The sequence below is a fragment of the Streptomyces solicavernae genome (genome assembly GCF_029968095.1).
GTDB classification, from domain to species: Bacteria; Actinomycetota; Actinomycetes; order Streptomycetales; family Streptomycetaceae; genus Streptomyces; species Streptomyces solicavernae.
Genome location: NZ_JASCIR010000021.1, coordinates 63,412 through 82,662 on the forward strand (window position 1 = coordinate 63,412; position 19,251 = coordinate 82,662).

Here is a 19,251-nt window from a genome sequence, read left to right on the forward strand (position 1 = left end):
TCGGTTCGCCGTGTGTCAGCCCTGCCGGATGACAAGTCTGCCACCCTGACGTCGGGCCTCCACCCGGCCGGGGAGATTGATGGCTCCCTGGCCGCGCCATCCGGTGATCAGCCGGTCGACCTCCTCGATGTGCCGGGCGAACAGCGAACCGGCGGGTGCGCCCGCCGACACGGCGGTGCGGCGCAGGACGCGGCGGCGCACGGCGGGCGGCAGGGCGTACAGCGCCGCGCAGTCGAGGAGCCCGTTCTCGTCGCGTACGGACTGCTCGGCCTCGGCGGCCCAGGAGTCCAGGGCGTCGGCGTCGTCGCGGGAGAGCCGGGCCGTGCGGGCAAGAGCCTCGACGACTCCTTTGCCGAGGGCCTTCTCCAGGGCGGGCAGGCCCTCGTGGCGGAGCCGGGAGCGGGTGTACGCCGGGTCGGCGTTGTGCGGGTCGTCCCAGACGGGCAGCGACTGGACCATGCAGGCCTTGCGGGCGGTCTGGCGGTCGAGCTGCAGGAAGGGGCGGCGGTAGCGGGCGCGGGCGCCGGGTCCGGCGGAGACGGCGGCCATGCCGGACAGGGAGCGGATGCCGGAGCCGCGGGCGAGGCCCAGGAGGACGGTCTCCGCCTGGTCGTCGCGGGTGTGGCCGAGGAGGATCGCGTCGGCGCCGTGCTGCTCGGCGACGGTGTCGAGGGCGGCGTACCGGGCGTCACGGGCGGCGGCTTCGGGTCCGCCCTCGCGGCCGACACGGACGGCGACGGACTCGACGGGTTCGAGGCTGAGGGCGGTCATGCGGGCGACGACCTCGGCGGCGCGCAGGTCGGAGCCGTGCTGCAGCCCGTGGTCGACGGTGACGCCGCCGGCGCGGATGCCGAGCTTGGGGGCCTCGAAGGCGAGGGCGGAGGCGAGGGCCATGGAGTCGGCGCCGCCGGAGCAGGCGACGAGGACGAGCGGGGCGCGGCCGGGCTCGGGGGCGTGCGCGGCGGGAACGCCACCGGGGGCGTGCGCGGGCGCGGCAGGAACGCCACCGGGGGCGTGCGCGTCGAGGTCGGTGAGTACGTCGTGGAGTACGCGGCGGACCGCCAGGCGTATCGCCGCGACCGCAGGATGGGGACCCATTGTCCGGTTCCCTTCGTGAAGTTCGGGGGGTGTGCCTCGGATCGAGTCACTTGGATCGGTGCACTCCGAGCCCTGACGGCGAACCGTCACTCAGAGTGTGTCGATGGTGACAGAGCCGAGCGGCTACCCGAGCATTGCACGCCTACCCATGACTCACGGTCCCTCGGAAGGGTGATTACAGGGGCCGGAATCTGCCACGGGCGGCGCGGCACTCACGACTCTGCCTTACGGTGCACCCTCGCGACCCAGTCCGCGGGCCGGGCGATCTCCGCCTTGGTGGGCAGGGTGTTGGGCGAGGTCCAGACGCGGTTGAAGCCGTCCATGCCGACCTGTTCGACGACGGCGCGCACGAACCGTTCGCCGTCCCGGTACTGGCGCAGCTTGGCGTCGAGCCCGAGGAGCTTGCGCAGGGCGAGGTCGAGGCGGGAGGCGCCCTTGGCCCGGCGCTCCTTGAACTTCTCCCTGATCTCCGCGACGGACGGGACGACGGCGGGCCCCACGCCGTCCATCACGAAGTCGGCGTGCCCTTCGAGCAGCGACATCACGGCGGTGAGGCGGCCCAGGACCTCGCGCTGTGCGGGAGTCTGCACCAGCTCGACGATCGACCGGCCGCCCTCGTCGTCCTCCTCGGCCCTGCCGTTGCCCGCGAGGGACGAGGCGGCCTCGCGCAGGCGCTCCAGGACGGTCATCGGGTCGACATCGGTCTCGGCGAGGAATGACTGGATCTCGCCCTCAAGGTGGTCGCGCAGCCAGGGCACGGCGGTGAACTGGGTGCGGTGGGTCTCCTCGTGCAGGCAGACCCAGAGCCGGAAGTCGTGCGGGTCGACGTCGAGTTCGCGCTCCACGTGCACGATGTTCGGCGCGACGAGGAGCAGCCGCCCGCCGCCGTCCGGGGCCGCCGGGAGGTCGCGGCTGGGCGGGGCGAAGGTCTCGTACTGGCCTAGGACGCGGGAGGCGAGGAAGGAGAGGAGCATGCCGAGCTCGACGCCGGTGACCTTGCCGCCGACGGCACCGAGCATCGCGTTGCCGGGGCCGCCGCCGCGGCGGTCCTGCATCTTGTCCAGGAGCGGCTTGAGGAGCTCCCGGAACCCGGCGACGTTGGCGCGCACCCAGCCGGCCCGGTCGACGACCAGGACGGGGGTGTCCCTGCCCGCGTCCGTCGCCATCCGCGTGAAGGAACGGACGTGCTCCTCCGAGGACTCGGCGTGCCTGCGCAGCTCGGCGACGACGGCCCGCGCCTCGTCCCGGCTGACCTCGGGCCCCGGCCGCACGAGCCGGGTCGCGGTCGCCACCGCGAGATTCCAGTCGACCATCCCTGCAGATGCGGCACCACCGATGCTCGTCATGCGTCAACCGTACGTGCTCGAACCTGCGGACGGAGGTCCTTGAAACCGTACGGAAACGGATCCCGCGGCCTCGGGCGTCAGCGGCAGCCGCAGTTGGCGACCGCGGCGGCGAGGCGGTCCAGGGTGGACTGGGCGGCCCTGGCGTCGCCGGTGCCGGAGGCGGTGAAGGCGAAGACGAGGAGGCGGCCGTCGGCGTCGACGACGGCGCCGGCGAGGGTGTTCACGCCGGTCAGGGTGCCGGTCTTGGCGCGGACCAGACCGGTGCCGGCGGCGCTTGCCTGGCCGGCGGCGTAACGATTGCGCAGGGTGCCCGTGAACCCGGCGACGGGCAGGCCGGTGAGGACCGGACGCAGCTCGGGGTGGTCCGGGTCGGCGGCGCGGGCGAGGAGGGCGGTGAGCAGCTCGGCGCTCACCCGGTCCTCGCGGCTGAGACCGCTCCCGTCGGCGAACTTCGCCTTGCCCAGGGGGAGTCCGAGCTTCTTCAGTTCGCTCTTGACGGCCTTCGCGGCGCCGTCGAAGCTCGCCGGTTCGCCCGCGGCGAGGGCGGTCTGGCGGGCGAGGTGCTCGGCGATGTCGTTGTCGCTGTGCGTCAGCATGCGCTCGACCAGGGCGGCGAGCGGCGCGGACCGTACGGTGCCGAGCTCCTTCGCGCCCTTGCCCGCCTTCCTGTCGTCCGGCTCGCCGTCGACCTCGATGTCGCGGTCGCGCAGCAGGGCGGCGAAGGTGCGGGCGGCGTCGCGGGCCGGTTCGGCGGTGCGCGGGGCGGGTCCGCTGGTGGAGTCGTCGAGGCGGCCCTCGTCGGCCATCAGGGGGCTGACGGGGGCGATGTTGTTGTTGGGGCCGATGGGGTGCCGGTCAGGTCCCGAGTACGCGGAGGTGTCGTACGAGAGCTTGATCTTGTCCAGGTTCTTGGTGCGCAGGGCGTGGGCGGTGGCGTCGGCGAGGGTGTGCAGGCTGGCGTTGCCCAGGCTGCCCTTGCGCGCGGTGAGGGTGGGGTCGCCGCCGCCGACCAGCGTGACGCGGTCCTTCTCCAGGACGGTGCGGGTGGGGATGCGGTGGTCCGGGCCGAGGGCGGAGAGGGCCGCGGCGGCGGTGGCGATCTTGATGGTCGACGCGGGCGTGACGGCGTCGCCCGCCTTCGCCCCGTAGATCTCCTTGCCCGTGGCGGCGTCCACGACGGAGGCGGTGCGGCGGGTGCCGAGGGAGGGGTCCTTGAGGAGGGGGTCGAGTACGTCGGCGAGGGCGCGCCCGGTGGGGGCGGGGGCGCCGCCCGAGGGGGCGCTGAGGCCGATGAGTACGCCGGGGGCGCTCGGGGCGGCGTTCGGCGCGGCGCCGTTGCCGTGATCTGCGCCACCGTCCCGGTCCGCGGCGTTGCTCAGGGCCCGCTCGGCCGTACGCTGGCCGGAGTCCCAAGGGCCGGCCGCGGTCACCGCCACGGCCGAGATCGCGAGGCCGACCGTGGCCGCGCACGCCGTGAGCTGCCAGGTCGTGAGCTTGCCGAGCCGCGGGGAGCCGGACGGCCCAGGAAGCGGAGGAAGCTTCACGGGCCGCTGCGGCCGCCGCAGCGAGGACAGCCGCCGCACCTTGAGCTCGGGCACCACGACCAGCCCCTTTCGCGATCACACACCTGCGTGAGGGACACTTAATCACTGCGTCTTGCCGCGGGATCGCACCGCGGTGGGTCCGGCCACATAAAAAGGCCGGAGTTGGTGCCCGCGGAGTAGCCGCTGACCACAGCGGCGTCCCACGGGAGGACGCAGCATCGCCCGTTGTCTGTGTTGATCACTAGAGGAGCATCCGGTGGAGTTCGACGTCACGATCGAGATCCCGAAGGGTTCGCGGAACAAGTACGAGGTGGACCACGAGACCGGTCGTATCCGTCTGGACCGCCGCCTGTTCACCTCGACCAGCTACCCGGCCGACTACGGCTTCGTCGAGGACACCCTCGGCGAGGACGGTGACCCGCTGGACGCCCTGGTCATCCTGGACGAGCCGACCTTCCCCGGCTGCCTCATCAAGTGCCGCGCCATCGGCATGTTCCGCATGACGGACGAGGCGGGCGGCGACGACAAGCTGCTCTGCGTCCCGGCCTCCGACCCGCGCGTGGAGCACCTGCGCGACATCCACCACGTCTCCGAGTTCGACCGCCTGGAGATCCAGCACTTCTTCGAGGTCTACAAGGACCTGGAGCCCGGCAAGTCCGTCGAGGGCGCCAACTGGGTGGGCCGCACCGAGGCCGAGACCGAGATCGAGCGTTCGTACAAGCGCTTCGAGGAGCAGGGCGGTCACTGACCTCCCGCACCGTTCAGCCGCCGAAGAGGCCGCGCGCACCCCTGGCGGGGGTCCGCGCGGCCTCTTCGCGTGTCCATGCTCATACTGGCCTTGTCGGAGGTGCGTACGAGGGCCGCAAGGGCTGCCACCACTCGTCGGCCCGGGCCATGCAGAAGGTGAGGACGGTGGCTGACACCGCGGAGGAGGAAGACCGCAAACCGCAGTCGGACGAGGCGCACAGCGCGTTCGCACCTGTCGGTGGAGTGGGCACTCCCGCCGTGCCGGAGGAGGAGCATCCGACCTCCGAGTTCACCATTCCGGAGGGGCTGCGGATTCCGCCCGCCCCGGAGGACCAGGAGACGTCGGCGTTCAAGCCGCCGCCCAACTACGAGCCGCAGATCTCGGTCGGGTTCACGCCGCCCTCGGGCGTCCCCCTGGTCAAGCTGACCAAGGAGGCGCCCTGGCAGGACCGGATGCGCACGATGCTGCGCACCCCGGTGGCCGACCGGCCGGCGCCCGAGGCGACACAGAAGCACGACGAGGAGGCGGGCCCTCCGGTCCCGCGCGTGCTCGACCTGACGCTGCGTATCGGCGAGCTGCTGCTCGCGGGCGGCGAGGGCGCCGAGGACGTGGAGGCGGCGATGTTCGCCGTGACCCGGTCGTACGGCCTGGACCGCTGCGAGCCGACCGTCACCTTCACGCTGCTCTCCATCTCGCACCAGCCGTCCCTGGTGGACGACCCGGTCACGTCCTCGCGCACGGTGCGCCGGCGCGGCACCGACTACACCCGTCTGGCGGCCGTGTACCGGCTCGTCGACGACATCGGCTCCGAGGACATCGAGGTGTCCCTGGAGGAGGCCTACCGGCGCCTCGCGGAGATCCGCCGCAACCGGCACCCGTACCCCGGCTGGGCGCTCACCGCGGCGGCCGGGCTGCTCGCGGGGGCGGCGGCGACGCTGGTCGGCGGCACGGCCGTGGTGTTCATCGCGGCGGCGATCGGCGCGATGCTGGGCGACCGGCTCGCCTGGCTGTGCGCGGGGCGCGGGCTGCCGGAGTTCTACCAGTTCATCGCCGCCGCGATGCCGCCCGGCGGGATGGGCCTCGCGATCAGCCTCCTGAACCTGCCGGACGTACGGGCCTCCGCGGTGATCACCGGTGGCCTGTTCGCCCTGATCCCGGGGCGGGCCCTGGTCGCGGGCGTGCAGGACGGGCTGACCGGCTACTACATCACCGCCGCGGCCCGCCTCCTGGAGGTCGGCTACCTCGTCGTCGGCATCGTGATCGGCGTGCTCACGGTGCTCTATCTGGGCGTACGCCTGGACGCGGGGCTCAACCCCGAGACGACCGTCCACAGCGTGGACCGGCCGGTGATCCAGATACTGGCGGCGATGGCGCTGTCCCTCGCGTTCGCGGTACTGCTGCAGCAGGAGCGGTCGACGGTGCTGCTCGTGACGCTCAACGGCGGCGTGGCCTGGGTGATCTACGGGGCGATGGCCAACGCGGGCCAGCTGTCACCGGTGGCGGCCACGGCCGTCGCGGCCGGTCTGGTCGGCCTCTTCGGCCAGTTGCTCTCGCGCTACCGCTTCGCTTCGGCGCTGCCGTATGTGACGGCGGCGATCGGGCCGCTCCTGCCCGGTAGTTCGACGTACTTCGGGCTGCTCAACATCGCCCAGAACGAGCTCAATGCGGGGCTCACGCAGCTCTCCAAGGCGGCCGCGCTCGCCCTGGCCATCGCGATCGGCGTGAACCTGGGCGGCGAGCTGGCCCGGCTGTTCCTGAAGGTGCCGGGCGGGGAGGGCATCGCGGGCGGACGCAAGTCGGCGAAGCGTACGCGCGGCTTCTAGCGAATCGGACATACGTCACCGATCAGGCATACGTCGAGGGGCGGCCGTACGCGGTGTTGCGCGGTGTACGGCCGCCCCTCCTGTGCGTCAGGGCGCGGTCAGCGCTTGGCGTGGCGGCCGCCGCGCTGGGGCGGCTGCGGCTGGCCGGGCTGCGGCCGGTGGGCGTGCAGTTGCTGGGTGGGGTGGTCGACGCCCGGCGCCGGGGCGGGCGGGGTGGCCTGCGCCGTCTGGGCGGTCTGGGCGGTCTGGGCGGTCTGGGCGGTCTGGGCGGTCTGGGCGGTCTGGGCGGTCTGGGCGGTCTGCGCGGGGGCCTCGGCCGCGGCCTTCTTGTTCTTCGAGCGGGCCCGCAGGAACTCGATGATGATCGGCACGACCGAGATCAGGACGATCAGGATCAGGATCGGCTCGATGTTCTTGCGTACGAAGTCGATCTGCCCGAGCCACGCGCCGAGCAGCGTGACGCCCGCGCCCCACAGGACGCCGCCGATGATGTTGTACGTGATGAACGAGCGGTAGTTCATCCGGGAGACGCCCGCGATGATCGGCGTGAACGTGCGCACGATCGGCACGAAGCGGGCCAGGACCAGCGACTTCGGGCCGTACTTCTCGAAGAACTCGTGCGCCTTCGTCACGTTCTCCTGCTTGAACAGGCGCGAGTCCGGGCGGTTGAACAGCGCCGGTCCGACCTTGCGGCCGAAGAGGTAGCCCGCCTGGTCGCCGAGGATCGCCGCCACGCAGACCAGCGTGCACACCAGCCACAGCGGGTGGTCGAGCACGCCCGTCGTCACCAGCAGGCCGGTGGTGAACAGCAGGGAGTCGCCCGGCAGGAAGAAGCCGATCAGCAGTCCGGACTCGGCGAACACGATGACCAGCAGGCCGATGAGTCCGAACTTGTTCAGCAGAAGTTCCGGATCGAGCCAGCTTGGTCCGAGCGCAAGCGTCGTCATCACGGGTCCGGGCTCCTGGGGGTGTCGGTGGAGAGCGAAAGGCGGAGAGAAAAACGGCCTTGGTGGCCGTTCAAAGTTACCAACGCCAGGGACGGAGGCCAGGTTCCACCGGGTGACTCGGGATACAGCCGCCCCATACCAGGACAAAATTAGGCATACGACACCCCGTCGCCCGAGGAGCCCCGCCACCCGAGGCCCCGCCACCCGAGGCCCCGCCCCCCGAGGAGCCCGGCCCCCCAGGCACCCGTCACGCGTGCCGGATCGCGTTGGCCAGGATCGCCTCCCGCTGGTAGGCCGCGAGGCCCGGCCTGGCCTTGTCGATGTTGACGGTGAACCGCTGGTCGGCCACGTACATCTCGCCGAGGCCGGTGTGGATCTCGTACGAGCAGTCGTAGTGATTGCGGGAGATCCACTGGCGGTGCGCCTCGGCGGCGTCCATCGCCTCCTCGGACTCCGGGGCGGCGCCCGCCTCCATCAGCTCGACGAAGCGCCGCGTGACGTCGTCGGCCTCGCGCTGGATCCGCAGCCAGTCCTCCTTGGTGTACGAGGCCGCGCGGCGCTTCGACTGCGCGTACGCGTCCGTGTTGCCCCAGCGCTCCTCGACCTCCTCCTCGTACTGGTCGGGGTCGAAGTCGCCGAAGACCTCGAACTTCTCCTCGGGCGTGAGGTTGATGCCCATCTTCTTCGCCTCCATGGCGGTCTCGACGGCGGCGGCCATCTCCTGCAGCCGGGCGATCCGGCCGGTCAGCAGCCGGTGCTGCCGGCGCAGGTGCTCGCGCGGGTTCGCGCCCGGGTCGTCCAGGAGTGCCGCCACCTCGTCGAGCGGGAAGCCCAGCTCCCGGTAGAACAGGATCTGCTGCAGCCGGTCCAGGTCCGCGTCGCTGTAGCGCCGGTGACCGGCGCGGTTGCGTTCGCCGGGGACCAGCAGGCCGATCTCGTCGTAGTGGTGCAGCGTGCGCACCGTGACGCCCGCGAAACCCGCGACCTGCCCCACGGAATGGCTCATCGCCGCCCGCTCCTTCCGGTGTGTTTCTCGGTACGTCCCTCACCTTGAGGCCTCACGCCACGTGAGGCGCAAGCCCCGCAACCCCGCAGCCTCGACAGGCTTATGCCTGATATGCCCCGTTATCGTGAGCCCACGGACCAGGGCGTACGAGAGAGACGAGAGAGAGGCCCCGCGATGTCCCTGCACAAGGGCAGCAGCCAGGAGGCGGACGCGGACGCGAGGCTGCGCAGCCTCGCCCTGAACCCGTTCTTCGGGGAGGCGAACCCGGTCGGCGGCATGACCGGGGCGCCGCCCAGGCACCGGCTCCCCGACGGGCCGCTGCCGCCCGCGACCGCGTACCAGCTGGTCCACGACGAGCTGATGCTGGACGGCAACGCGCGGCTGAACCTCGCCACCTTCGTCACCACCTGGATGGAACCGCAGGCCGCCGTCCTGATGGCGGAGTGCCGGGACAAGAACATGATCGACAAGGACGAGTACCCGCGCACCGCCGAGCTGGAGCGGCGCTGCGTGGCGATGCTCGCCGACCTGTGGCACGCGCCGGACCGGGACGCGGCGGTGGGCTGCTCGACGACCGGCTCCAGCGAGGCGTGCATGCTCGCCGGGATGGCGCTGAAGCGGCGCTGGGCGAAGCGGCCCGCCAACGCCGCCCGTTACCCGTCCCGCGAGGCCCGCCCGAACCTGGTCATGGGCATCAACGTGCAGGTCTGCTGGGAGAAGTTCTGCAACTTCTGGGAGGTGGAGGCCCGCCAGGTGCCCATGGCGGGCGACCGCTTCCACCTGGACCCGCAGGCGGCGGCCGAGCTGTGCGACGAGAACACCATCGGCGTCGTCGCGGTGCTCGGCTCGACGTACGACGGTTCGTACGAGCCGGTGGCCGAACTCTGCGCCGCGCTCGACGCGTTGCAGGAGCGGACGGGCCTGGACATCCCCGTGCACGTGGACGGCGCGTCGGGCGCGATGGTCGCACCGTTCCTCGACCCGGACCTGGAGTGGGACTTCCGGCTGCCGCGCGTGGCGTCGATCAACACATCCGGGCACAAGTACGGGCTCGTCTACCCGGGCGTCGGCTGGGCGCTGTGGCGGTCGGCGGAGGAGCTGCCGGAGGAGCTGGTGTTCCGCGTGAACTATCTGGGCGGGGAGATGCCGACGTTCGCCCTGAACTTCTCCCGGCCGGGCGCGCAGGTGGTCGCGCAGTACTACACGTTCCTGCGGCTCGGCCGGGAGGGCTACCGGGCCGTCCAGCAGGCCTCGCGGAACGTCGCACGCGGGCTCGCGGAGCGGATCGAGGCGCTGGGCGACTTCCGGCTCCTCACGCGCGGCGACCAGTTGCCGGTGTTCGCGTTCACGACGGCGCCGGATGTCACCGCCTACGACGTCTTCGACGTGTCGCGCCGCCTTCGCGAGCGGGGCTGGCTCGTGCCCGCGTACACCTTTCCCGCGCACCGGGAGGACCTGTCGGTGCTGCGGGTGGTGTGCCGCAACGGGTTCTCGGCCGATCTGGCGGGGTTGTTGCTGTCGGAGCTGCGGAGGCTGCTCCCGGAGCTGCGGGCGCAGCGGGGACCGGTGCGCCCGGACCCCGCTCAGGCGACGGCCTTCCACCACTAAGACCGTACGGTCCAAGGGGTGCTCCTGTGCTCCTTCCCCTCCGCTGCGGAGGCGACAGGCTCGGCTCAGGTGCCGTTGTGGCGGATCAGGGACGCGATCAGGCCTGACCTCGTGTTCGGGTAGTCCATCGGTACGATGCCGAGCCCCCGCCAGCCGGCGCCCTCGCCGTTCAGCAGGTCGTGGACCTGGGGGTTGAGGCGGTCCGCGTTCCAGCGGGGCGGCAGCGCCGCTGCCGTGCTCACGAAGTTGATGTAGCAGGGGCCCGGCTCGGCGGCCGCCTTCCGGAAGTGGGCCTCTATCAGGGGCCACTTGGCGAACGGCTCCGCCATGTAGTCGTCCTGGATGGCGAAGACGGATCGATCGCCCCAGCGGATCCCGCCCGGCAGGCCGCCGTTGTCCGCGAGCAGCACCACCTTGCCGCGGGCCTGCCCGAGCGTGGGCAGCGTGTCCCCGATGTGGAACAGGGAGCGCCAGCCGCGTACGTCCAGGTAGTCCGTGAAGATCGCGGCGAAGTCGGCGTCGGCCACCTCCGAGTACTCCTGCTTGACCCGCATCAGCACCGTCTCCGAGGGGTGCGCGGCGAGGAAGTCGCGGCAGGCGATCAGGACGTCGCCGAACATCAACTCCTGGTAGAACGCGCCGTGGTGGATGGCGAAGGAGCCGTCGATGGCGCGGCAGCGCACGTCGAGAAAGCGGATGCCCGCGTTCAGCTGCTCGGCGATCGTGGTGTTCTGGCACTCGGTCCAGGGGCCGCCGAAGCGCGCCCCCGAATCGTGCGTGCCGGGGAGGGTGAGGGCGCGCAGGGCGGTTCCGTCGCCGAGGCCCGCCAGCCAGTCCTGGGTGCCGGGGCTGCGGGCGTACGCGGGTGCCGTGCCCGCGTAACCGAGCAGCCCGGCGGCGGAGAGGGCCGCCGCTCCCTTGAGGAATCCCCGTCGATCCAGTCGGTGCGTGGTCATGACAGGGAGCGAAGCACAGGGGGCGGGTGTGACGACAGATGCCGAAGTGACAAATGCGGGAGGAGAGAGGGGAGTTGAGGCCTCGTACGGGTTCCCGTACGGCCCCTCGCGGGAGTCCTCGCACTCGTGAACGTGGTCCGGATGTTGTGTGGATATGTGGTGGGGGGTGGTGCGCATCGGCACATCTGACCATGCGCGCCACCCCCCGCAGCACGCCCCTCCTACCGGTAGCGGAGGAAATGCGTCACTTCACGACCGTGATCCGGTCCGCCTTCGGCGGCGCGATCGGCTTGTCGGCCGAGGAGTTGGCCGTCAGGTAGTCGTTGAGCGCCTTCAGGTCGTCGCCGCCGACCAGCGGATTCTTGCCCTTGCCGAGCTCGGTGAAGCCGTCGCCGCCGCCCGCGAGGAACGCGTTCAGGGCGACCCGGTAGGTGGCGGACTCGTCGATCGGCTTGCCGTTCAGCAGAACCGAGTCGGCCACCACCCGGTCCGCGCCCGACTTGGTCATGTCGAGGGTGTACGTCAGCCCCTCGGAGACCTGAAGGATCTTCGGGGACGCCTCGTTCGCGCCGCTGACCTGCTGCTTCAACGCGGTGACCAGCTGGGCGCCGGTGAGGTCGACCAGGTTCACGGTGTTGCTGAACGGCTGCACGGTGAACGCCTCGCCGTACGTCACCACCCCGTCGCCCTCGCTGCCGCTCGCCCGGTGCACGAGGTCGGAGCGGATGCCGCCCGGGTTCATCAGGGCCAGCACGGCCTTGTCGTCGAGGGACTTGGCGTGCGCGAGCTGCGCGTCCGCGATCAGGTCGCCGAGCGGCTGCTCCAGGGTGCCCGCGCCGCGGCCCGGGATGTCGGCCGAGATGTAGCCGACCGGCTGGTTCGCGACCGGCGCGGCCAGCTTGTTCCAGCGCTCGATCAGCGAGGTCATGTCGGCGGCCTTCGGCACGTCCCGGCGTACGACCTTGTTCGCGGAGTGCACGCCCGCGCGCACGATGTCCTTGGTCCTGCGGTCGTACGTCAGCGTCGTGTCGGTGTAGAGCTTCCCGTACGAGGAGGCCGAGGTGACCAGGCGCGGCCGGCCCGCCGGGTCCGGGATGCTGCAGACGTACGCCTGGTGGGTGTGGCCGGTGACGAAGGCGTCCACCTTCGGGCTGACGCCCTTGGCTATCTCGCTGATCGGCCCGGAGACGCCGTCGCCGGGACCTGGGCTGTCGCAGTCGTAGTTGTACGCCTGCGAGGCCGGCTCGCCGCCCTCGTGGACCAGGGCCACGATCGCCTTCACGCCCTGCTCGTCCAGCTCCTTGGCGTACTTGTCGATCGTCTCGATCTCGTCGTGGAACTTCAGGCCCTTGATGCCCTCGGCCGAGACGACGTCCGGGGTGCCCTCCAGGGTGAGGCCGATGAAGCCGATCTTCACCCCGTTCTTCTTCCACACCGTGTACGGCTTCAGGAGCGGCTTGCCGGTCTTCTCGTCCGTCACGTTCGCCGTGAGGTACGGGAAGTCCGCGCCCTCGAACTCCTTTCCCTCCTCGTAGCAGCCGTCCTTCGGGTGGCAGCCGCCGTTCTGGATGCGCTGCAGCTCGGCCCGGCCCTCGTCGAACTCGTGGTTGCCGACGCTGCTGGCGTCCAGGTCCAGCTTGTTCAGGGCCTCGACCGTCGGCTCGTCGTGGAACAGGCCGGACAGCAGCGGCGAGGCGCCGATCAGGTCGCCGGCGGCGACGGTCGCGCTGTACGGGTGGCCCTTGCGGGCCTCGCGCAGCGACGTCGCCAGGTACTCCACCCCGCCCGCGTCGATCTTCTTCTCGCTGCCGTCCGGCCGGCGCTCGGTCACCTGGCCCGAGGAACCCGCGGGCGGCTCCAGGTTTCCGTGCAGGTCGTTGAACGAGAGCAGCTGCACATCCACCGTGCGCCCCCGGTCCGCCCCGCGCGCCCCCTCGGCCCCCGCGGGCAGCGCCGCCGCGAACACCCCGGCACTCGCCCCGAGCGCCACGACGCCCACCATCAACCGGCCCCCGATACGGCGCCGTTGAGCTCTGCCTGACATCTGATCCCCTCCACAGTCCACGCGGTCGAGCGGCAGCCTAGAGTCAACGCGCGTAGCGCAACAGGGGGTGGCGGGTGGCGGGCAGATCGACCCCGTCGGTACGAGGGCGCCGCGGCCGGCCGTACGAGGGCGCCGCGGCCGGCCGTGCGAGGGCGCCGCGTCCATGGTTCCCGGGCCGGAGTTCCATGGGTTCCCGGCGCAAACCGACGTACGCTCAAGGGCATGACAGACGCAGCTCCCGCGGTTCCGCCGCGCTCGATCCAGACCCTCGACGCGCTCACCGAGGAACAGGCCGACGCCGTGCTCGCGCTGCTCGCTGAAGCCGCCCGCACCGACGGCCAGCAGGCCGTGTCCGAGCAGGGCCGGCTGCAGCTGCGCGGGGGCCCGCGCGAGGGCGTGCGGCACCTCCTGCTCCTCGCCGACGGCCAACTCGTGGGGTACGCCCAGCTGGAGGACACCGACCCGGTCGAGGCCCCGGCCGGTGAACTCGTCGTCCACCCGGGCCACCGGGGGCACGGGCACGGCCGCGCGCTCGGCACGGCGCTGCTCGCCGCCTCCGGCAAGCGGCTGCGGGTCTGGGCGCACGGCGGGCACGCCGCCGCCCGGCACCTCGCCCAGGTCCTCGGCCTCACTCTCTTCCGCGAACTGCGGCAGATGCGGCGCCCGTTGAGCCCGGACGCGATCGCCGAGCCGGCCCTGCCCGCGGGCGTGACCGTACGGACCTTCGTGCCCGGGCAGGACGACGCGGAGTGGCTGGCGGCCAACGCGGACGCCTTCGCGCACCACCCCGAGCAGGGCGCCCTGACCCAGCGCGACCTCGACGACCGCAAGGCCGAGCCCTGGTTCGACCCGGCCGGCTTCTTCCTGGCCGAGAACGCCGAGGGCGAGCTGCTCGGCTTCCACTGGACGAAGGTGCACGCGGCCGCGGGAGCACCCCCGGACGAAGTCTCGGGGAGGCTCGGTGAGGTGTACGTCGTCGGCGTCCGCCCCGCCGCCCAGGGCACCGGCCTCGGCAAGGCGCTCACCGCGATCGGCCTGCGCCACCTGGCGGCCGCGGGCCTGCCGACGGCGATGCTGTACGTGGACGCGGACAACAAGGCCGCCGTCTCGGTCTACGAACGCCTCGGCTTCGCCACCCACGAGACGGACCTGATGTACCGCACGGAGACGTGATCACCCGCACCTGAACGGGAGTTGGGGCGGCGTCGAAGGACCTCCTCGGACCTCCTCGCGAGGATCTTGCCCTTGACGCCGCCCCTTCTTTGGATCACCCTTTCACTACTTGATTAGTGAAAGGGGGTTGAGCGCACATGTTCGCGTACCGGATCGACCGGCGCAGCGGTGTCGCCACGTACGTCCAACTCGTGCAGCAGACCGAACAGGCCCTGCGCCTCGGCCTGTTGGCGCCGGGCGACAAGCTGCCCACCGCCCGCGAGGTGGTCGAGGCCACGGCCATCAACCCGAACACGGTCCTGAAGGCCTACCGCGAGCTGGAGCGCGAGGGCCTGGTCGAGGCCCGCCGCGGCCTCGGCACCTTCGTGACCAGGTCGCTGGGGTCCGCGCCCGCCGACTCCCCGCTGCCCGGCGAGCTGAGCCGCTGGGCCGAGCGCGCCCGCGCCGCGGGACTCGAACGCGGCGACGTGGAGGCCCTGTTCGCGGCCGTACTGGACGAGCAGTTCACGCAGCTTGACGGCACATCCAAGGGGGACCCCGCATGACCGGAACCGCCATCGAGGCGGCCGCGCTGAGCAAGACGTACGGGCGCCGCGCCCCGGCCCTGCACGACTGCACCTTCCGGCTGCCCGCCGGCCGGATCTGCGCCGTCGTCGGCCCGAACGGCGCAGGAAAGTCCACGCTCCTCGCCCTCGCGGCCGGACTCGCCCGCCCCACCGCGGGCCGCCTCACCGTCCTCGGCACCACCCCGGCGGCCGCCCGCGCCCGCCTCGCGTACGTCGCCCAGGACAAGCCGCTGCACCCGCAGCTCTCCGTCGCCGACACGCTCCGCCTCGGGGCCGAGCTCAACCCGGGCCGCTGGGACGCCGCGCTCGCCGGACGCGTCGTGGCCGAAGGGGAGGTGGACCCGGGCGTACGTGTCCGTGCGCTCTCCGGCGGGCAGCGCACCCGGGTCGCGCTCGCCCTCGCCCTCGGCAAGCGGGCCGAGCTGCTGCTCCTCGACGAGCCGATGGCCGACCTGGACCCCCTGGCCCGGCACCAGCTCATGGGCACCCTGATGGCCCAGGCCGCCGAGCACGGCACCACCGTCGTGATGTCCTCGCACATCGTCGGCGAGCTGGCCGACTCCTGCGATCAGCTGCTGCTCGTCTCCGGCGGCCGTATCCGCCTCGGCGGGCCCATCGACGACCTGCTCGCCGCGCACTCCCTCGTCACCGGGCGCCGCCCCGCCGCCGGACTCGCCCCGCACACCGTCGTCGAGTCCCGCGCCAGCGGACGCGGCACCACCGCCCTGATCCGCCCCGCGGGCCCGGTCGACGCGGGCTGGGAGGCCCGGGAACCGTCCCTGGAGGACCTGTTGCTCGCCCATCTCCGCTCCCCCGACGCCCCGGCGCTCCTCACCGAGGACGCGAGCCCGGCCACCGGGAACGAGGTGACGGCATGAGCACTCCCCTCCTCAACGGCCCCCGCGGCTTGGACAACAACCCCCGCGGCTTCCTCAACGGCCCCCGCGGCTTCCTCAAGGGCCCCCGCTGGGTCGAACTGCGCCTGCACCGCACCGCCCTGCGGGCCACGCTCGCCGCCCTGCTGCTCGCCGCCGCGCTCACCGTCTTCCTGCGCTGGGGCGCGAGCGCGTACCCGCCCGTCGACGTGGACTGCTTCGGCCCCTGCGAGCCCACCTTCCTCGGTTTCGCCGACGGCGAGCACCTGCTCCGGGAGGCCATGAACAAGGCGTCCCACGCGCTGCTGCTGCTCCCGCTGCTCGTCGGCTTCTTCGTCGCGGGCCCGTACACCGCCCGCGAGCTGGAGTCCGGCACGCACCAGCTGGCCTGGACCCAGTCCGTCACCCCGGCCCGCTGGCTCGCCTCCCGGCTGACCACCGCCGCCGCCCTGAGCACCGGGTTCGCCCTCGCCGCGATGGCCGTCTTCCGCTTCGGCTCCGCCGATCTCCGCGGCAGCTGGAACATGAGCTGGGCCGACCGCGGCGTCTACGAGGGCTCCGGCCCGGTCCTCGTCGCGTACTGCCTGTTCGCCGTGGCCGTAGGCACCCTGACCGGGCTGCTCGTGCGCCGCACCCTGCTCGCCGCCTCGCTCACCGGGCTCGTCACCGGCGCCGTGCTCGCCGTCCTCGGCAGCGTGCGCTGGCAGCTCTGGCCGGTCGTCCAGGTCTCCGGGCCCGCGACCACCATGGAGCCGCACTGGATCAAGGCCCGGCCGCCCGGCTCCTTCATGACCGACACAGGCGTCACCAACGCGGCCGGCGAGCGCTTCATCGCCCGCCAGTGCACCCCGGACCAGATGGCACACTTCCCGTGCCCCTCGGACACCCGGATCACGGGCTGGTTCCTCGACTACCACCCGCGCTCCCACTTCTGGTACACCCAGTTCGTCGAGACCGGCATCGTCCTCGCCCTGGCGGCGGCCGCCGCGTACGCCGCGTTCCGGGTGCTGCGCCGCCGTACGGCCTGAGCCCACCGCCCAAAGGGCATCGGCGGACGCCCCGGGGTCGCCCGCCGATGTCCCGCACGTCATGTCGCCGTAACCAACGGTTCAGGCGGCCTTGGCACGCTCACGGAATGCAGCCCGCCGCGCCCGACCCCGAACTTCCGTCCCCGAGAGGGGGCGGATTCGGCGCGCCCGGAACCGCCGGGACGCGGAAGAATGGGTTCATGAACAAGGCCAGCGCCCAGGCAGCCGCCCAGCACACCCAGAACGCCCAGCCGTCAGTCGGTTCCATCGCGGCCCACCGCCCGCACACCGTCGCCGCCGCCGTCTCCGACCTCGAACCGGACATCGACGCCGACCTCGACACGTACGAGGGATACGAGCGGTACGTCGAGAGCGGGGCAGGTGCCGAGCTGCCGCAGGGGCGGTTCCTGGACCGGGAGCGCAGCTGGCTCGCGTTCAACGAGCGGGTCCTCGAACTCGCCGAGGACCCGCACACCCCGCTCCTGGAGCGCGCCAACTTCCTGGCGATCTTCGCGTCCAACCTGGACGAGTTCTTCATGGTCCGCGTGGCAGGACTGAAGCGCCGCATCGCCACCGGCGTCGCCACCCGCTCCGCCTCCGGGCTGCAGCCCCGCGAGGTCCTCGACCTGATCTGGACCCGTACGCGCGAGCTCATGGCCCGGCACGCCGCCTGCTTCCAGGAGGACGTAGCGCCCGCGCTCGCCGACGAGGGCATCGGGATCATCCGCTGGGCCGAGCTCACCGACAAGGAGCAGGCCCGGCTCTTCACACTGTTCCGGCAGCGGATCTTCCCCGTCCTGACCCCGCTCGCCGTCGACCCCGCGCACCCGTTCCCGTACATCTCCGGCCTGTCCCTGAACCTCGCCGTCGTCGTGCGCAACCCCGTCAGCGGGCACCGGCACTTCGCCCGGGTCAAGGTGCCGCCGCTGCTCAGCCGCTTCCTGGAGGCCTCGCCCGGCCGGTACGTCCCCGTGGAGGACGTCATCGCCGCGCCCGCCCACCTGGAGGAGCTGTTCCCCGGCATGGAGGTGGAGGCCCACCACATGTTCCGGGTCACCAGGAACGAGGACCTGGAGGTCGAGGAGGACGACGCCGAGAACCTCCTCAAGGCGCTGGAGAAGGAGCTCATGCGGCGCCGCTTCGGCCCGCCCGTCCGCCTGGAGGTCGAGGAGTCCATCGACCGGCACATCCTCGACCTGCTCATCCGCGAGCTGAAGATCTCCGAGGCCGAGGTCTACCCGCTGCCCGGGCCGCTCGACCTCACCGGCCTCTTCGGCATAGCGAGCCAGGACCGGCCCGAGCTGAAGTACCCGAAGTTCGTCGCGGGCACCCACCGCGACCTCGCCGAGGTCGAGTCGGCCTCCGCGCCCGACATCTTCGCCGCCCTGCGCGAGCGCGACGTCCTCCTGCACCACCCGTACGACAGCTTCTCCACGTCCGTCCAGGCCTTCCTGGAGCAGGCCGCCGCCGACCCGGACGTCCTCGCCATCAAGCAGACCCTGTACCGGACCTCCGGCGACTCCCCGATAGTGGACGCCCTCATCGACGCCGCCGAGTCCGGCAAGCAGGTCCTCGTCCTCGTCGAGATCAAGGCCCGCTTCGACGAGCAGGCCAACATCAAGTGGGCCCGCAAGCTGGAGGAGGCCGGCTGCCATGTGGTGTACGGGCTCGTCGGCCTGAAGACGCACTGCAAGCTGTCGCTCGTGGTCCGCCAGGAGGGCGAGACGCTGCGCCGGTACTCGCACGTCGGCACCGGGAACTACCACCCGAAGACGGCCCGCCTGTACGAGGACCTCGGGCTGCTCACCGCCGACCAGCAGGTCGGCGCGGACCTCTCCGACCTCTTCAACCGGCTCTCCGGCTACTCGCGCCGCGAGACCTACCGCCGCCTCCTGGTCGCGCCGAGGTCGCTGCGCGACGGACTGGTCTCGCGGATCGAGAAGGAAGTCCAGCACCACCGGGCCGGCCGCCCCGCGCACGTGCGCATCAAGGTCAACTCGATGGTCGACGAGGCCGTCATCGACGCGCTCTACCGGGCCTCGATGGCGGGCGTCCCCGTCGACATCTGGGTGCGCGGGATCTGCGCGATCCGGCCCGGCGTCACCGGACTCTCGGAGAACATGCGGGTCCGGTCCGTCCTCGGCCGCTTCCTCGAACACTCCCGGGTGTTCGCCTTCGGCAACGGCGGCGAACCCGAGGTGTGGATCGGCAGCGCCGACATGATGCACCGCAACCTCGACCGCCGTATCGAGGCACTGGTCAGGGTCACGGACCCGGCCCACCGCGCGGCCCTCAACCGCCTCCTTGAGACCGGCATGTCAGACACCACCGCCTCCTGGCACCTCGGCCCGGACGGCGACTGGACCCGGCAGGCCATCGACCCCGAGGGGCGGCCGCTGCGGAACGTACAGGAGATGCTCATAGACGCCCGGAGGCGCCGGCGTGGCTCAGCGACACCCTGACAGCGACACCCCCGTGGCCCGGGCCCG

The 19,251-nt window shown here is 72.0% G+C and carries 15 protein-coding genes; 8 read left to right on the top strand and 7 right to left on the bottom strand.

What is annotated here, in order from left to right:
- Positions 1-15: 15 nt before the first annotated feature.
- The 3 genes from tilS to dacB all read right to left on the bottom strand — a co-directional run bounded on the left by tilS (position 16) and on the right by dacB (position 4,042).
- Entirely contained in the window at positions 16-1,098 is a 1,083-nt protein-coding gene (tilS, locus tag QIS99_RS22450; protein ID WP_282515387.1) for a tRNA lysidine(34) synthetase TilS, read from the bottom strand.
- Between the two features lie 212 nt (positions 1,099-1,310).
- Positions 1,311-2,444 (bottom strand): zinc-dependent metalloprotease, encoded by a 1,134-nt coding sequence (locus QIS99_RS22455; protein WP_282515388.1) that lies wholly within the window; start codon positions 2,442-2,444, stop codon positions 1,311-1,313.
- 77 nt (positions 2,445-2,521) lie between these two features.
- On the bottom strand, positions 2,522-4,042 hold the full coding sequence (gene dacB, locus QIS99_RS22460) for a D-alanyl-D-alanine carboxypeptidase/D-alanyl-D-alanine endopeptidase (protein WP_408909609.1): 1,521 nt from the start codon (positions 4,040-4,042) through the stop codon (positions 2,522-2,524).
- 202 nt (positions 4,043-4,244) lie between these two features.
- Between dacB and QIS99_RS22465 the strand changes: the two genes are divergently transcribed.
- Positions 4,245-4,736 carry an inorganic diphosphatase gene (locus tag QIS99_RS22465; protein ID WP_282515389.1) on the top strand — a complete coding sequence of 164 codons (492 nt, stop codon included), beginning with the start codon at positions 4,245-4,247 and terminating at the stop codon, positions 4,734-4,736.
- 146 nt (positions 4,737-4,882) lie between these two features.
- Complete coding sequence (locus tag QIS99_RS22470) at positions 4,883-6,559, top strand: threonine/serine exporter family protein (RefSeq protein WP_282515390.1); 1,677 nt, start codon at positions 4,883-4,885, stop codon at positions 6,557-6,559.
- Positions 6,560-6,657: 98 nt separating this feature from the next.
- On the opposite strand, the gene QIS99_RS22475 is transcribed toward QIS99_RS22470, so the two are convergent.
- Together QIS99_RS22475 and QIS99_RS22480 are read right to left on the bottom strand one after the other, a co-directional pair.
- Positions 6,658-7,506, bottom strand: coding sequence for a DedA family protein (locus QIS99_RS22475; RefSeq protein WP_282515391.1), 849 nt, complete (start codon positions 7,504-7,506; stop codon positions 6,658-6,660).
- Positions 7,507-7,753: 247 nt separating this feature from the next.
- Positions 7,754-8,512 carry a MerR family transcriptional regulator gene (locus tag QIS99_RS22480; RefSeq protein ID WP_282515392.1) on the bottom strand — a complete coding sequence of 253 codons (759 nt, stop codon included), beginning with the start codon at positions 8,510-8,512 and terminating at the stop codon, positions 7,754-7,756.
- Between the two features lie 174 nt (positions 8,513-8,686).
- Here QIS99_RS22480 and QIS99_RS22485 point away from each other — a divergent pair, with 174 nt between their 5' ends.
- Positions 8,687-10,120, top strand: coding sequence for a glutamate decarboxylase (locus tag QIS99_RS22485; protein WP_282515393.1), 1,434 nt, complete (start codon positions 8,687-8,689; stop codon positions 10,118-10,120).
- Positions 10,121-10,185: 65 nt separating this feature from the next.
- On the opposite strand, the gene QIS99_RS22490 is transcribed toward QIS99_RS22485, so the two are convergent.
- Entirely contained in the window at positions 10,186-11,076 is an 891-nt protein-coding gene (locus tag QIS99_RS22490) for a phosphatidylinositol-specific phospholipase C (protein ID WP_282515394.1), read from the bottom strand.
- A gap of 244 nt (positions 11,077-11,320) precedes the next feature.
- Positions 11,321-13,120 carry a bifunctional metallophosphatase/5'-nucleotidase gene (locus tag QIS99_RS22495; RefSeq protein WP_282515395.1) on the bottom strand — a complete coding sequence of 600 codons (1,800 nt, stop codon included), beginning with the start codon at positions 13,118-13,120 and terminating at the stop codon, positions 11,321-11,323.
- Between the two features lie 222 nt (positions 13,121-13,342).
- Between QIS99_RS22495 and mshD the strand changes: the two genes are divergently transcribed.
- From mshD to QIS99_RS22520, 5 genes are all read left to right on the top strand, one after another.
- Complete coding sequence (gene mshD / locus QIS99_RS22500; protein WP_282515396.1) at positions 13,343-14,293, top strand: mycothiol synthase; 951 nt, start codon at positions 13,343-13,345, stop codon at positions 14,291-14,293.
- Positions 14,294-14,430: 137 nt separating this feature from the next.
- Positions 14,431-14,838: a GntR family transcriptional regulator gene (locus QIS99_RS22505; protein WP_282515397.1), complete on the top strand. Its 408-nt coding sequence runs from the start codon at positions 14,431-14,433 to the stop codon at positions 14,836-14,838.
- Positions 14,835-15,737 carry an ABC transporter ATP-binding protein gene (locus QIS99_RS22510; protein WP_282515398.1) on the top strand — a complete coding sequence of 301 codons (903 nt, stop codon included), beginning with the start codon at positions 14,835-14,837 and terminating at the stop codon, positions 15,735-15,737. The genes QIS99_RS22505 and QIS99_RS22510 overlap by 4 nt, the downstream gene beginning before the upstream one ends.
- Positions 15,734-16,762, top strand: coding sequence for an ABC transporter permease (locus tag QIS99_RS22515; RefSeq protein WP_282515399.1), 1,029 nt, complete (start codon positions 15,734-15,736; stop codon positions 16,760-16,762). The genes QIS99_RS22510 and QIS99_RS22515 overlap by 4 nt, the downstream gene beginning before the upstream one ends.
- 107 nt (positions 16,763-16,869) lie before the next feature.
- Positions 16,870-19,224: an RNA degradosome polyphosphate kinase gene (locus tag QIS99_RS22520; protein ID WP_408909607.1), complete on the top strand. Its 2,355-nt coding sequence runs from the start codon at positions 16,870-16,872 to the stop codon at positions 19,222-19,224.
- The last annotated feature ends 27 nt before the right edge of the window (positions 19,225-19,251 follow it).

What these genes read in the sequence shown, in the direction of transcription:
- tilS (WP_282515387.1), bottom strand. Translation starts at nt 1,098, where the DNA reads ATGGGTCCCCATCCTGCGGTCGCGGCGATACGCCTGGCGGTCCGCCGC.
- QIS99_RS22515 (WP_282515399.1), top strand. Translation starts at nt 15,734, where the DNA reads ATGAGCACTCCCCTCCTCAACGGCCCCCGCGGCTTGGACAACAACCCC.
- QIS99_RS22505 (WP_282515397.1), top strand. Translation starts at nt 14,431, where the DNA reads ATGTTCGCGTACCGGATCGACCGGCGCAGCGGTGTCGCCACGTACGTC.
- QIS99_RS22520 (WP_408909607.1), top strand. Translation starts at nt 16,870, where the DNA reads ATGCAGCCCGCCGCGCCCGACCCCGAACTTCCGTCCCCGAGAGGGGGC.
- QIS99_RS22470 (WP_282515390.1), top strand. Translation starts at nt 4,883, where the DNA reads ATGCAGAAGGTGAGGACGGTGGCTGACACCGCGGAGGAGGAAGACCGC.
- QIS99_RS22485 (WP_282515393.1), top strand. Translation starts at nt 8,687, where the DNA reads ATGTCCCTGCACAAGGGCAGCAGCCAGGAGGCGGACGCGGACGCGAGG.
- QIS99_RS22490 (WP_282515394.1), bottom strand. Translation starts at nt 11,076, where the DNA reads ATGACCACGCACCGACTGGATCGACGGGGATTCCTCAAGGGAGCGGCG.
- QIS99_RS22510 (WP_282515398.1), top strand. Translation starts at nt 14,835, where the DNA reads ATGACCGGAACCGCCATCGAGGCGGCCGCGCTGAGCAAGACGTACGGG.
- QIS99_RS22475 (WP_282515391.1), bottom strand. Translation starts at nt 7,506, where the DNA reads ATGACGACGCTTGCGCTCGGACCAAGCTGGCTCGATCCGGAACTTCTG.
- mshD (WP_282515396.1), top strand. Translation starts at nt 13,343, where the DNA reads ATGACAGACGCAGCTCCCGCGGTTCCGCCGCGCTCGATCCAGACCCTC.
- QIS99_RS22455 (WP_282515388.1), bottom strand. Translation starts at nt 2,444, where the DNA reads ATGACGAGCATCGGTGGTGCCGCATCTGCAGGGATGGTCGACTGGAAT.
- QIS99_RS22495 (WP_282515395.1), bottom strand. Translation starts at nt 13,120, where the DNA reads ATGTCAGGCAGAGCTCAACGGCGCCGTATCGGGGGCCGGTTGATGGTG.
- QIS99_RS22480 (WP_282515392.1), bottom strand. Translation starts at nt 8,512, where the DNA reads ATGAGCCATTCCGTGGGGCAGGTCGCGGGTTTCGCGGGCGTCACGGTG.